Origin of the sequence: Nitrosomonas sp. Is79A3 (genome assembly GCF_000219585.1) — a bacterium.
In the GTDB taxonomy this organism is placed as follows: domain Bacteria; phylum Pseudomonadota; class Gammaproteobacteria; order Burkholderiales; family Nitrosomonadaceae; genus Nitrosomonas.
The window spans coordinates 3,114,902-3,128,077 of record NC_015731.1; the positions used below are offsets into that span (position 1 = coordinate 3,114,902).

General features: G+C 49.6%; 12 protein-coding genes. 4 read left to right on the forward strand and 8 right to left on the reverse strand.

Features of this window, described 5'->3' with window-relative positions:
• Nucleotides 1-57: 57 nt before the first annotated feature.
• The 5 genes from NIT79A3_RS14550 to NIT79A3_RS19590 form a co-directional block, all read right to left on the reverse strand.
• The gene (locus NIT79A3_RS14550) at nt 58-978 is read right to left on the reverse strand and encodes a bile acid:sodium symporter family protein (protein WP_013966914.1); all 921 of its coding nucleotides are present in this window, start codon (nt 976-978) and stop codon (nt 58-60) included.
• Nucleotides 979-1,003: 25 nt separating this feature from the next.
• Entirely contained in the window at nt 1,004-1,717 is a 714-nt protein-coding gene (locus NIT79A3_RS14555) for a class I SAM-dependent methyltransferase (protein ID WP_013966915.1), read from the reverse strand.
• 177 nt (nt 1,718-1,894) lie between these two features.
• Nucleotides 1,895-2,905 carry a PEP-CTERM sorting domain-containing protein gene (locus NIT79A3_RS19580; protein WP_013966916.1) on the reverse strand — a complete coding sequence of 337 codons (1,011 nt, stop codon included), beginning with the start codon at nt 2,903-2,905 and terminating at the stop codon, nt 1,895-1,897.
• 99 nt (nt 2,906-3,004) lie between these two features.
• Nucleotides 3,005-3,751: an FxDxF family PEP-CTERM protein gene (locus tag NIT79A3_RS19585; protein WP_013966917.1), complete on the reverse strand. Its 747-nt coding sequence runs from the start codon at nt 3,749-3,751 to the stop codon at nt 3,005-3,007.
• A gap of 78 nt (nt 3,752-3,829) precedes the next feature.
• Entirely contained in the window at nt 3,830-4,354 is a 525-nt protein-coding gene (locus tag NIT79A3_RS19590) for a PEP-CTERM sorting domain-containing protein (RefSeq protein ID WP_013966918.1), read from the reverse strand.
• Between the two features lie 143 nt (nt 4,355-4,497).
• Here NIT79A3_RS19590 and NIT79A3_RS14575 point away from each other — a divergent pair, with 143 nt between their 5' ends.
• Nucleotides 4,498-5,664, forward strand: coding sequence for an IS4 family transposase (locus NIT79A3_RS14575; protein ID WP_013964525.1), 1,167 nt, complete (start codon nt 4,498-4,500; stop codon nt 5,662-5,664).
• Between the two features lie 576 nt (nt 5,665-6,240).
• Nucleotides 6,241-7,410 (forward strand): L,D-transpeptidase family protein, encoded by a 1,170-nt coding sequence (locus NIT79A3_RS17985; RefSeq protein WP_156797097.1) that lies wholly within the window; start codon nt 6,241-6,243, stop codon nt 7,408-7,410.
• A gap of 46 nt (nt 7,411-7,456) precedes the next feature.
• Here the strand turns inward: NIT79A3_RS17985 and NIT79A3_RS14585 are convergent, their stop codons facing one another.
• Complete coding sequence (locus NIT79A3_RS14585; protein ID WP_013966920.1) at nt 7,457-8,380, reverse strand: carotenoid biosynthesis protein; 924 nt, start codon at nt 8,378-8,380, stop codon at nt 7,457-7,459.
• A gap of 138 nt (nt 8,381-8,518) precedes the next feature.
• Entirely contained in the window at nt 8,519-9,376 is an 858-nt protein-coding gene (locus tag NIT79A3_RS14590) for a hypothetical protein (protein ID WP_013966921.1), read from the reverse strand.
• A 263-nt stretch (nt 9,377-9,639) separates the two neighbouring features.
• Here NIT79A3_RS14590 and NIT79A3_RS17990 point away from each other — a divergent pair, with 263 nt between their 5' ends.
• Nucleotides 9,640-10,134 carry a hypothetical protein gene (locus tag NIT79A3_RS17990; RefSeq protein ID WP_013966922.1) on the forward strand — a complete coding sequence of 165 codons (495 nt, stop codon included), beginning with the start codon at nt 9,640-9,642 and terminating at the stop codon, nt 10,132-10,134.
• Between the two features lie 79 nt (nt 10,135-10,213).
• Nucleotides 10,214-11,188, forward strand: a complete 975-nt coding sequence (locus NIT79A3_RS14600) for an isoaspartyl peptidase/L-asparaginase (protein WP_013966923.1) — start codon at nt 10,214-10,216, stop codon at nt 11,186-11,188.
• A gap of 24 nt (nt 11,189-11,212) precedes the next feature.
• Here NIT79A3_RS14600 and NIT79A3_RS14605 read toward each other — a convergent pair whose 3' ends face one another.
• Nucleotides 11,213-13,030 carry an adenosylcobalamin-dependent ribonucleoside-diphosphate reductase gene (locus tag NIT79A3_RS14605; protein ID WP_041360368.1) on the reverse strand — a complete coding sequence of 606 codons (1,818 nt, stop codon included), beginning with the start codon at nt 13,028-13,030 and terminating at the stop codon, nt 11,213-11,215.
• Nucleotides 13,031-13,176 lie beyond the last annotated feature (146 nt).

Consider the following 13,176-nt stretch of genomic DNA (forward strand, 5'->3'; position numbering starts at 1 on the left):
AATAGTCGAATGATATGTCGACAGCAGGAATAACGAAAGAAAAAACTATTGCTAGCGCTAAGATGACCGGGCCCGCCACAGCGCCGCCAGCGAACTGCCGACCAAAGAATGCATCAGCACGGAAATCGCCCCCACAACCGGTGCCAGCGGCAGCAACGGAAATGCCTGTTTGGCCAGCACGATAGCCAGGCCGGAATTCTGCATGCCGACTTCAATCGAGATAGTGCGGGCGCTCTGTGTCTGACAACCGAGGATCCGTGCGAGTTGATAGCCAATCAGAAAACCGCCGCCATGCAACAACGCAACCGCGAGAATCAGCGCGCCGCCATGCTTGAGAATGGTCTCAGCATTGGCTGCAAACACCACCGCGCAGATCACGCACACCCCCAGCACCGACAGCAGCGGCGCGACAGGCATCACGCGCTGCACAAGCTGCGGCACCCAGCGATTGAGCAAAACGCCCAGCACAACAGGTAGAATCACGACTTGCAGGGTTTGTTTGAACAACATCCAGGTATCCACCGGAACCAGCGTGCCCGCAAATAATTGCGTCAGTACCGGCGTCAGAATCACCGCCGCCAACGTGGAGCAAACGGTCATCACCACTGACAGCGCCACATCAGCTTTCGCGATATAAGACACCAGATTCGAAGCCGTGCCGCCAGGACAGCAGCCCACCAGAATCAACCCGACCGCAAAATGCACCGGCAAATCAAGCCCCGTTGCAATTCCCCAAGCCAGCAAGGGCATGATGGTATATTGCGCGGCAAACCCAATTGCCACCACCCCCGGCATGCGGGCGATCCGGCGGAAATCATCGAAGGTTAAGGTCAATCCCATGCACAGCATGACAAAAGCCAGAATCAACACCACAACCGGCCCCTGATTCAGCGGCAGCAACCACTCCGGCGAGGACAAAGCCAAAGCACCGGCCAATATCATCCAGAGCGGAAACAACAGGGTCAATCTTTGCAGCATAGGGGTTTGTCGGATCCGTTTAGATTTATGGCATGGAAGAACGCGCAAATAACAAGGTATGGTGCTGCCCGTACTGATTGACGATACGGTTGGCTTGCAAACCGGCCGCTGCGGCCATTGTCTGCAACGTTGAGAAATACTCCGGATAGTCGTGATCATGCACATGCGTGCACGCTTCCTCCAATTGATCCGGCGGTATTTTGCTCCAGGTGTCGCGCATCCATTTCAGATAACCATCCAAATAATCCTCGCGGCTCTGGTTTTCCTCACGCACCACATCCACCAGAATCAACCAGCCTTTCTCGGCCAGACAACGCCCAACGGCCTGGAAAAAACGTGCTTTATCCGCAGACGTCAAATGATGCACCGCAAATCCGGTGAAAATCACATCCCAGGTTTTGCCGGTGGCTTCGACAGCTTCCAGCAGATCGCCCTGCGTCAGCGTAATCGCTGAACCATGCAAGTCGGCCAAATAACCGCGCGCTTCGATCAACGCCGCTTCGGACAAATCAACGCCTTCATACACCGCCGGAGGAGATTGCTTTAGGCAATGCGCCAGATAGCGCGCATTGCCACAACCCAAATCCAGCAAACGGTAACGCCCGGTATCCTCGCGCAAGCTCAACAGCCGCCCCACGCCCGCGTAGATTTCCTGATGAAACATGTAATTGTGTTGCGTGATCAGATCGTACAACGACCAGGAACGCGTAAAGATGGTGGTTGATTCAGCAGATGTCATCAGTGATTAAATAAGAAAACTCAGTAGGTAGCACTGTACATGAAATTTAAGCGATGGTGGATGCCATTCAAGCTTCATGACAGATGACGCTGCGCTTATCCGCCCTACAGAACTTTCACATTTCGCGAAACAAAATGGGAGCCTAAGTCCCCATTCTGGATTAAATATAAGCCTAATTTAAATTACTGATTCTTTTCTGCGGCGTGCCATGAAACCCAGTAGGCATGAACCTGCCAACAGCATTATGTAGGTGGAAGGCTCTGGGACGGCGGATAGCACCAATGCGTATGGAGAGGAGGCTGCTGCAAATACAGTCGGGGAATCGGAGCCGCTTTTGAATTCGAAGATATGGTCGGTAAAAACGCTTGCTACCAGAAGACTGCCATCGTCACGAAACTCCATATTAGCAGCACCATACATTCCTCCATCCAATGTCTTGACATGTGTTCCGGTGTGAATGTCGTAGACCTCTACCTCGCCGATCCAATAATCGCTGACATACAACAAACCGTCCGGACCGAACATCGCGCCGTTCCCATACTCTATCTCAGGTGTCGACAGGTTAGCCAGCCGAGCGCCGGTCGCGCCATCGAAATGGGCGACGTAGCCGTCCCAACCCATTGCTACGTATAGATCCCCGTCAGGACCCCAGGCGCTCCCGATGAACCCCGGGTTTCGTTCGCTGGGTTCGGTTGTGGCAAATACACCCATTGATGCCCCGGTTTTTCCATCGAAACGGAACACTTTGCTCCCATCATGAGCTCCAGGGTCACTTACGTATAAGTTTCCGTCTGGACCGAAGTTTAAACCGATCGGCTGGCCCATCTGGCTATCCGACACAAACGTTTCCAGAAATTTCCCAGTTTGGCTATCGAACTCCAGTATGTTCGAGCCGGAGCCGATGTACAGGTTACCGTCTGGGCCAATAGTCATGCTTTGGGGCTGACCCATCCCACCTGTACCCGAAGGGATAAGAACGCCGGCAAAGGCACCGGTGTTTGCGTCGTAACGAAGGATATCGTTGGAAGCAATGCTGCCGACCAGAAGATATTGGTCTTTGGCAACTGCCGGTAGACCCATCAGCAACATAACCAACCCTAAGGTAGCCAAACGCGCGACACTGCCTGCACGAGCAAAGTCACGTACCTTCATAACATCAACTATCTTTTGAAAAAAAGATTTTTTCATGCTGATCCTCCTTTAAAGTACTACCCCAATCTTTACCAGCTTTCTTTTATATGTCTCTATTCTTTTATGAATATAAATAGAAATTATCAGAATATACAATTACATGGACATGGCGTTTTCTTTTCTACGACGTGCAATAAAACCCAACAAGCCAAGCCCTGCCAGCAACATCGCATAAGTTTCCGGCTCAGGCACTACCGAAACTACGAACTCAGACAAAGCAAAATTGCCGTTGGCGGGTTGTCGGCCCGAACCGCCATGCGGCAAGGAAGGATCGGGTATCGCTTCCAGCCGAAATCCGGTGACACCGCTTGCAGTGAGTAAGCTGCCTATGGTGTAAGTCGGAAACTGATTCGCGCCACCGGATACCAGTATCGAAAAATCTGGCAACCCGGTAAAAGTTTCCCCTTCGGTTGATGACATAAGCATAGGATTAATCGGTATCCAATTGGCTGTCACGTCACCGCCGTTGGCGAGTCCATCGGCAAACAAATCACGACTGTCCGTTGTGTAAGAAAGGCGAAAATGTCCCAAACTGTGCGCCGGAGCAGCTAGAAGGTCATGATGATAAAGCAAAAAATTCACAGATGCGTGATTGAATGTTTGATCGCTTTGCGTTTCCCACACGATAATTTGCGTACTGGTTTGGTGCGGAAAGACAGCCCATGAAGTCCAATCTGGACCAGATATAATGCCATCGATCGTTTTATCGGGAGTTAAATCTGAATTTTGGCTAAACGTTGCGGTTGCGTTCTGTAAAGGCACATTCGCTCCTTGCGACTGAGCGGCGAAACCCAAGCTTAGAACTAGCAAAGCGAAGAAAATGCTGATTCGATTCAATTTCATTTGCTGCCTCACCTCAAAGAATAGAAAAAAATGGAACACTCGCTATTTGCTGCGGGGATGCTTTATTGTAAATTTGAATTACGCTTCAGTTACTTTTCTGCGATGTGCCGCAATACTCAACAAACCAAGCCCTGCAAGCAGCATCGCATATGTCTCTGGCTCTGGAACTAGAGGAAGAGGAGTGTCGCCATATTCAATTACATATCCAATGGGTTCACCTCTATGAAATGGGCTGTCGGTGTAATCAACCCACAAGCCTATTTGATAGTTAGTGAAGACATAATCTTCTCCACCGACATTGTTTGGATCGTCACGCCACCAAGATGTATAGGTAAAGGCCTGCCCTGTTTCTGGACCATTACGCCATGTGAACTGATTAATTGGAGCACCAGCATCAGAACCTCCCAGCCACGCAAAAGAACCACCAGCTATATCATTTGAAACAAACCAATTTTCGTCGGCACTTGTAATGGTTGCGAGATAGCCATGCATGCCATCAAAAGTAGAAGCTTGTGCAAAGGTAAATGCATCTGTTGCAGAAGTAGGGGTACTGATGAATTCATACCAGTGACCGGTGTTCCCCCATTGCATAGGTGCGGCCATAACACTGGTAGAGGATCAGTAGTGTCCGGAGATTCGAGAATTGTCGCATGATAACTCGTTGAACGACCATTACTAAATGACATATTTTTCTGTAATCGATTTCAACTTGCGCCAAACTTCTGACTTTTGTCAGGAGACTGCATATGCACGCAGGGAAATTGGTGTTTGCCCAATTAATGGAGCACCTGCCTTTGCGCACGTTTCATCAGTGCGTAGCCAGATATTCAGGTCGATATCCAACACTCAAGTTCTCGCATCTCGACCAGTTTCTGTGCATGGCTTTCGCACAACTGACTTACCGCGAGAGTCTGCGCGACATCGAAACCTGTCTGCGCGCCCACCAAGCCAAGCTCTACCATTTGGGCATACGAGGCAACATCGCCAAGAGTACGTTGGCTGATGCCAACGAGCAGCGCGACTGCCGCATCTATATGGATTTCGCGATGAGCCTGATCCAGACAGCCAGAAAGCTTTACGCCAGCGACAGCTTTGCTGTCGAGCTGGAACAAACGGTCTACGCACTCGATACCACGACCATTGACTTGTGCTTGAGCGTCTTTCCGTGGGCACGCTTCCGCTCCACCAAGGCTGCCGTTAAGATGCATACGCTGCTTGACCTGCGCGGCAATATTCCAACCTTCATTCATATCAGCGATGGCAAGATGCACGAGGTCAATGTGTTCGACATCCTGACACCCGAAGCTGGCAGCTTTTACATCATGGATCGGGGCTTCACCGATTTTTCTCGCTGGTACACCATGCACCAAGCACAAGCATTTTTTGTAACACGCGCTAAATCCAATCTGCTTTTTCGCCGCGTCTACTCTCGCTCCGTGGACAAATCCACCGGACTGCGCTGTGACCAAACCATTGCCCTAAGGGCTCCCAAGGCTAGCAAGGATTATCCTCAGCACCTGCGGCGTATCAAGTTCTACGATGCAGAACACGACAAGCATCTGGTATTTCTAGCCAACAACTTCGACTTACCTGCGCTGACCATCGCTCAGCTTTATCGTTGTCGCTGGCAGGTCGAACTATTCTTCAAGTGGATCAAGCAACATCTTCGTATCAAGCGTTTCTACGGAACTACTGAGAACGCAGTCAAAACGCAGATATGGATTGCCATATCGGTTTATGTCTTGGTTGCCATCGTGAAAAAGCGGCTCAATACCGAAGCTTCGCTTTACACAATTCTACAGATTTTAAGCCTGACTCTTTTCGAGAAAACACCTATCGATCAATTGGTTAAAAATACCGAGGTGCAAATAACCATGTCGAAAAATAATAACCAACTGAATCTATTCAATTAAATCTCCGGACACTTCTGGTAGAGGATATTAACGCTATTGCTAAAAAACTTGCTCTAAGTTTCATTTTCATTTTTGATCACTCCATAAAAAAAGTTAATGCTGATTAGCGTTTTTGGTAAGCTCGAAATTCTACTGATTTACTCACTTGTTCCAAAATGCTTTTGGATACAAACTATTATTCTTTTTTTGGGATATTGATCTTGTCTGTCTAATAAGACAATAAGCAAAATGCTTATTTTTATCTAAGCCATCAATTATATTGTTCCTTTTAGATTTTGATACAGGCTTAAAATAAAGCACCTCGCCGCATTCAGCGGGGTATTAGCTTCACTCTTCAATCTGGTGGTTTTCAACCAGCTTTCGCCCCAAGGGAGAGGGAATTGAACTCTCAGAGATTTACACTCGGATTTACTGTCCTGGATAACGTAATTAACACACTTCCAATCTCTCAGCTAGTACTTTAAATAACACTAAGAATATCCTGATTTGTTAGGATTAATGGTTGTGTCATCATGAGAAATCTAGTAAATTGACTGCCATCGATCACGTTAAATTTTAATGATCTTGTTGATTACTATGAATAAAAAACATTTATCGTTACTCCGCGATGGTCTCGCATGCGCCTTTTGCATCAGCCTTTTCCTGTTGAGCGGCTGCCAATTAGTCCCAATCCAACAAGCGGTGTCACCCGTACCATCGGTAAAGCCACTGCCCATTCCGGTGGCCAGCCATGAGTTCAGCTTCGATCCCGCCCGTGATGATGTCGTCGGCACGCTTCAGGTAATCACTGCCAACAAAGATGACACGCTCTCCGATATCGCCCGGCGTTTCAACCTGGGCTTCGAGGAAATCGTCAGCGCCAATCCGAATGTTGATCCCTGGCTGCCGAAAGCAGGCACTCCAATCGTGATCCCCACCCAGTTCGTGCTGCCAAATGCGCCGCGCCAAGGCATTGTGATCAATCTCGCTGCCATGCGATTGTTTTATTTTCCCAAAGCCAAAGCCGGTGAACCGCAGAGAGTCATTACCCATCCACTCGGCATCGGACGCGTGGAATGGAAAACACCGGAAGGTATCACTCAGGTTGTATCCAAAAAGGAAAATCCCGCTTGGATACCGACGCCTTCCATCCGTAAAGAACACGAAAAAAACGGCGATCCATTGCCTGCCATTGTTCCACCCGGACCGGATAACCCGATGGGCACGCATGTGCTGAAACTCGCTTGGCCGAGCTACGCCATTCACGGCACCGACAAACCGCCGAGTGTCGGTCTGCGCGGCAGTCACGGCTGTCTGCGCATGTATCCGGAAGATATCGTAGGCATATATCACAGTGTACCGGTCGGCACCCCCGTGCGCGTAGTGAATCAACCCCGCCTGCTCGGCTGGCTTGACCAGAAATTGTATCTGCAAACCTATCCGATTCTGGAAGACGATAAGCGCAATCACGCTCAATTACTTAAGAAGTCGCTAAGCGCCGTGCGCGCAACACCTAAGGCAAAACGCGCGGCGCGCGCCCAAACCAAGATCAACCAGGCTCTGCTTGATGAAGTCACCCGCAATCCGCGCGCCATAGCCACGCCAGTCACGCAACAGAATATGACGTTACAAACCTATCTTGACCGCGCCACGCGCGTGCAAAACATCCTGCCTTTCAACGCAACTTGGGAAGGCGATATGGATGGACAGTTGACTGCTGCGGAAGTACTCAAGTTAGCGAATAAGGAATCCGATCCGGCTCGATAGGATTATCCCTATTTCTTTCAGTTCGATGGCATGCCGATTAACAGTACTAAACGTCTAAACGCGCCTTCAGCTCGGTATTGGGATAATCCTTCAGCCACACCCTCAGTTGCTCGGATGAAGGTTGGCCGCCACGCCGCGTCAGGTGCACCCAGGCAAGCACGGCAATCGGTGCGATGATAAAAGCGCCGGCAATAAACAGCTTACGTGTCTCAGCTACAAAAGCTTCGCGTTCTGCAACGGGCACCTGCGCAAGATCGTAACCCCAACCCAACCACGCTGTCATTCCCAGCATAAAGATGGCAATGCCGAACCAAAACAATGGCGCGAATAGTCCCTTGCCGGGGACATAGTGCAGTTGTAACGGCTTGCCGCCAAACTGTTCGCGCCTGGCCAGCGCCACATCCACCCGCTGATTGATGAAGATGATCGCCCACCCGACGACAAACCAGCCGGCATAATTAGCCAGCGTAACGTCAAAGTGCCAGCCGGGATCGGGATAGTGGTAAATATCGCCCAGAAACCAATGCTCACCCAGATGCGCAACGGGATCGGTGATCAAGTCCAGTACCATCATGAAGAAAGCGCCAACGAACAGCATGGTAGTGCTGTTACGAAGATCGCGTGGGGTTACGCGTTGCACGTTGAGTCCGCGATGCCAGTGCGGAGACAGAAGGAATTGCGCGAACGAAAAACTCACGTAACTGAGGAAAACAAATGACAGTGAATCAAAGAACGGGACACCGAAGACAATCAAGTCATTTTCCAGGGCTTCGTAATGGTATGCATAGTAGCCGAACGGTATGCCGTGATTAATGCTCCCCCACTCGGCGGCAAGCGCAACCAGATAGCCCGTAACCAGCCAGATAAAAGTGCGCAGCATTCCCTGCTCAAGCCAGCTCAAAGTCAGAAAAGCCAACAGGAATAGGGTTACATAGGGACGAAACGCGAAGCTGTAGAGAAGTTCTAACATGAAATGATCAGATTGATTTATCAGGCATACTGAAATTTAATAAAGCAAAATAGAAAAATGAAATTGTGATTTGATTTTCGCATACTAAAGCTAAGGATCAACCCCGCCGTAGCGTACAGCAAGGTAATAACCGGAATATTATTTTAGCTGAGCGCTGGCTATAATATCGCTAGCCAGCATTACCTGCTCTCCTTCAATCATCACGGCATGCGCGCTGTGTTCAATCAACTGGTAGTAATGCAGATATTTTTCCACCTCTGCTGGTTGACTGGTCTTGCGGCCATAGTATTTGCCGGCATTGGGAAAAACTTCGGTGGCAACTTGATCGTCATACACCGCAAAATCCCAGGGAATATTCGTATCCCTATCGCTCACGGCATTAGCTCCTGGGAATTCATCCCGAAAAGCTACCCGGATATCGGCTCCGTCTTTCAATTGGGCCATCATGATCTTCTGAAATTCCGGTTCAACAAATTCTTCCCGATGCATGACAAAAATCCGTGTGATATTGACCTTCCGTTCCAGAGCTCGCAAGTTGCTCTGGTAGAAATTCACCAGTGTCGCGCGAGCCAGCCAGCCAAAAGTTACCGGATCGACAGCCCGGATGCGCAGAGTAGCCGCATCACTGCATTTTGCGCCATCCAGATAGAATTCGGTTTCATCCAGCGGAATAAAACCATTCTGCAACATGGTAATGGTGCGCATCGTATTAGCCAATAATTCTTGAGCCTTTACCTGACATTCGGCATCGGTAACCCGGCTGATAGCGTAGGTTACTTCGTGGGCTTGGTGATAAAGGTTTGTCAATTCAGTGCGGGTCTTTTCAATGTCTTCCCGAAGCAGATAGGTAGCCAATGACAAGAGCACTCCGACACCAAAAATCAGGTAGGATGCCATCTCATTATGCAGCACCAAGTGAAAGAAAATTGCTAATCCTGCTCCGGCGAGAAATTCGATAAATACCGCCATCTGCTGCAATTTATGACTGAGCTTCATTGATCACGTACCTCCTTGTGTGCTGCAGGACTTCAAACTTGAGAATGCAGGAATTTCTGCCAGAACCCCGTACAAGTAAAAAACTTAGATGTCTAGGAAAGATATCCAGACTTTCCATCCTATCCTTGTATACGGTTTGGTACTATCAGCTACCGGCTATGTGCAGTTTAACGCTGTCTGTTTACCGAGAGAAAGAAACTTTTATAATAGTATCCTTGCAGATTCATTTTTTACGCCATTTATAAGCAAAGAAAGGATAGGAAATGCCGAGAAAATACCCGCTACGGTTGCTCGCAATCATCATGTTATTTGCTTTTCTCCCGGCAAAAGCATTTTCGGAGGAACAGTGTGCCGCACGTTACGACATTACCAATAATGTTGTGCATATCCCTTGTGTTACGATTGGTGATAAAAAGATATGGGCGAATCTAAGATTAACGCCATCCGGGAATACATTTGTTGTCGAAGGCTATGGAGAAAATTTTCTTCCGTTATGGCTGATGCAAATGATTGATGGCTTCATAAAAGAACCGGCAGCCGATCACCCGTTATTAATCAGACAGTTTGGATACAAAGGGGCAGTGGTTTATCACTTTACTTCGCAGTGTTGCGATCAGTTCAATTATCTTTATGACGTAACCGGCAGTATTATTTGTGCGCCTGATGGCGGCTTTTCGGGTGGCGGAGACGGCAAATGTCCCGATTTTACAGATACGCGCACAGGCGGTGCTGTCATTTGGGAAAACCCGAAAAATTAATAGAATAGACGGCCTATCGTGATTGACTTCACAAATCCTACTTTTATTCTGCTGGCCATGACAATACAAACTGATAACTATGGCAGATAGCTCACCCATCCGGCTGATCATTCATGGAGGCGCCGGGACTATCAAGCGCAACAAGCTGACTAATGAGCGTGAACACGCTTATAGGCACGCACTTGCGCAATCGTTGATTGCTGGTCATGCCGTGCTTGCAGAAGGCGGCAGTAGTATGGATGCTGTCATTGCGGCAATCGTGACGATGGAAGACTCACCTTTGTTCAATGCAGGCAAAGGTGCCGTTTTCAGCCATGCAGGCCACAATGAACTGGAAGCGTCAATCATGGATGGCGCCACGCGCATGGCGGGTGCCGTTGCCGGAGTTACAACAATTCGCAATCCAATTCGTGCCGCCCAAGCCGTGATGACGAAAAGCGCGCATGTGATGTTGATCGGCCAGGGCGCCGAAACTTTTGCTGCCGAACAGGGTCTCGAAATCGTCGATCCTTCCTATTTTTACACGCAGCACCGCTGGGATCAGTTGCAGAAAGCCATCGCTAAAGAACGCGTATTACGTGACCATGACGCTGATCCCGGCACACCGCTGCCAGGCGTGGATGAAAAACGCGGAACCGTCGGCGCCGTGGCACTGGATCGCTACGGCAATCTCGCCGCCGGCACATCGACCGGCGGGCTCACGAACAAACGTTACGGGCGCGTGGGCGATTCTTCGATCATCGGCGCCGGAACCTATGCAGACAATCGCTCTGTTGCGGTATCTGCAACTGGAACAGGAGAAATGTTCATTCGCACGGCTGCGGCTTTCAACACGGCCGCACAAGTGCGGCTGCAGTGCGTTCCAATTGCCGAGGCGGCCGATAATACACTGGCAGAAATCGCTGCTATGGGTGGTGATGGCGGCTTGATCGTATTGGATATGCACGGCAATTATGCAATGCGTTTCAATACCAGCGGCATGTACCGCGGCACCATCGGCAACGATGGCATTGCGTGGACGGGTGTTTTTCCCGAAACCGGAACGCCGGTTTAGCATTCCCTATCCTCTTCCTTATCCTCAATCGGCTTCACGTTCCAAATTACAGCAATGAAGAATTGCTTGTTCTGTATCTACATTACTTAGAATTGCGCCGGTAATCGGATTTGGACGGAAAGTGGTACATCCTTTCAAACCAAGATCATAGGCATCTTGATACAGATGACGAAAGTCATCGAAATCATAGTCTGCCGGTATATTGATCGTCTTGGAAATAGCCTGATCCACATAAGGCTGAATAGCCGCTTGCATTTGCAGGTGTTCGGCAGGAGTTAGTGCATACGCATTAACGAAAACAGGCGGAAAAGTGCCACTGGAACTTACTTTCCGCCATGCCTCCACGGCATAATCCACGACCTGATATTCTGAATAGCTCCCGTCCTGCTTTAATACCCACCGTGAGTAACTACTATCAAATACCGGCTCCAGTCCACTCGAAATATTATTCGCCAGGAGACTAATGCTGCCAGCCGGGGCAATGGCCGTCAGATGGCTATTGCGGATACCGTGTTGAACGATACCGTTGCGGATGGATTCAGGCAGGGTTCGCACAAAATTACTCGCAAGATATTTTTCCTTGTCGAACAAGGGGAACGATCCTTTCTCCCGCGCAAGATCAATGGAAGCCCGGTAAGCCGCGTGACAGATGCACTGCATTACTTGTTGTGCAATATGCGCTGCCTCACTGCTGCCATAACGGATTTGCAATAGAATCAACGCATCAGCCAAACCAGTCAATCCCAAACCGATACGCCGGGAATTGCGGGCTTGTTTGGCCTGACCGGGTAATGGAAAATGAGAAACATCAATAACATTATCCAGCAACCGCACCGCAATCCCGGCTGTCGTACCAATGCCATCCAGATCAAGCTGCGCTTGCGCAGTAAAAGGGTCGCGGATAAATTGCGTGAGGTTAATCGAACCCAGATTGCAAGCGCCATATGGCGGTAGCGGCACTTCCCCGCAGGGATTGGTGGCTTGTATCGTTTCGCAGTAATACAGATTATTGCGCTGATTAATGCGATCAATAAACAGAACGCCCGGCTCCGCATAGTCATAGCTGGCGCGCATGATTTTCTGCCACAGCACACGTGCGCGAACGCACTTGTATAGCTTGCACGGCACAGGATTTTCATAGCCTGGCCAGCTTCTCAGCACCATATCTCCATCAGCCTCGCCCGCACCGGCAGGAAAAACCAGCGGCCAATCTTCATCGTTTCGCACGGCGATCATGAAAGCATCACTGCTGAGCACCGAGATATTGAAATACCGCAACTGGCTGCGGTCTTGTTTGGCCGCGATGAATTCCTCGATATCCGGATGATCGCAACGCAACGTCCCCATCATGGCGCCGCGCCGCGCGCCAGTAGAGAGAATGGTTGCGCACATGCTATCCCAGATACTCATAAAAGAAACCGGACCCGAGGCCACCGATCCCACGCCATGGACCTGCGCACCACGCGGACGCAACGTGGAAAAATCGTAGCCAACGCCGCCGCCTTGTTGCATAGTCAATGTTCCTTCCTTGAGCGCATCAAAGATGCCATCCATGGAATCGGCAATCGTTCCCATCACAAAACAATTAAATAAAGTTACCTGATGCGCGGTCCCCGCCCCTGCCTGAATCCGCCCGCCCGGCAAGAATTTGAAATTGCGCAGGATATCGTAAAAACGCGCCTGCCAGTAATCCCGGCCGGTTTCCTGCGCAGCTAACGTCTTCGCAATACGGTTCCAAGTATCCTGGATGGAAGCATCCAGGACTACGCCGCGTTCACGGTAGCGATATTTTGTATCCCAGATGTGTCGCGCTATAGGAGTCGTGAAATAGGAGTTATCCATAATTTCCAGAGTAACACCAATCACCGGCAAATAAGAATAAGAACTAGAACTACAGCAAAACCATGACAAATGTCCTAGAAAAAAGGGATTAGCATCTGGTAGTGTCTCAGTTTGAATTTCGATCCGCTTGAACTTGTTTGCATCAA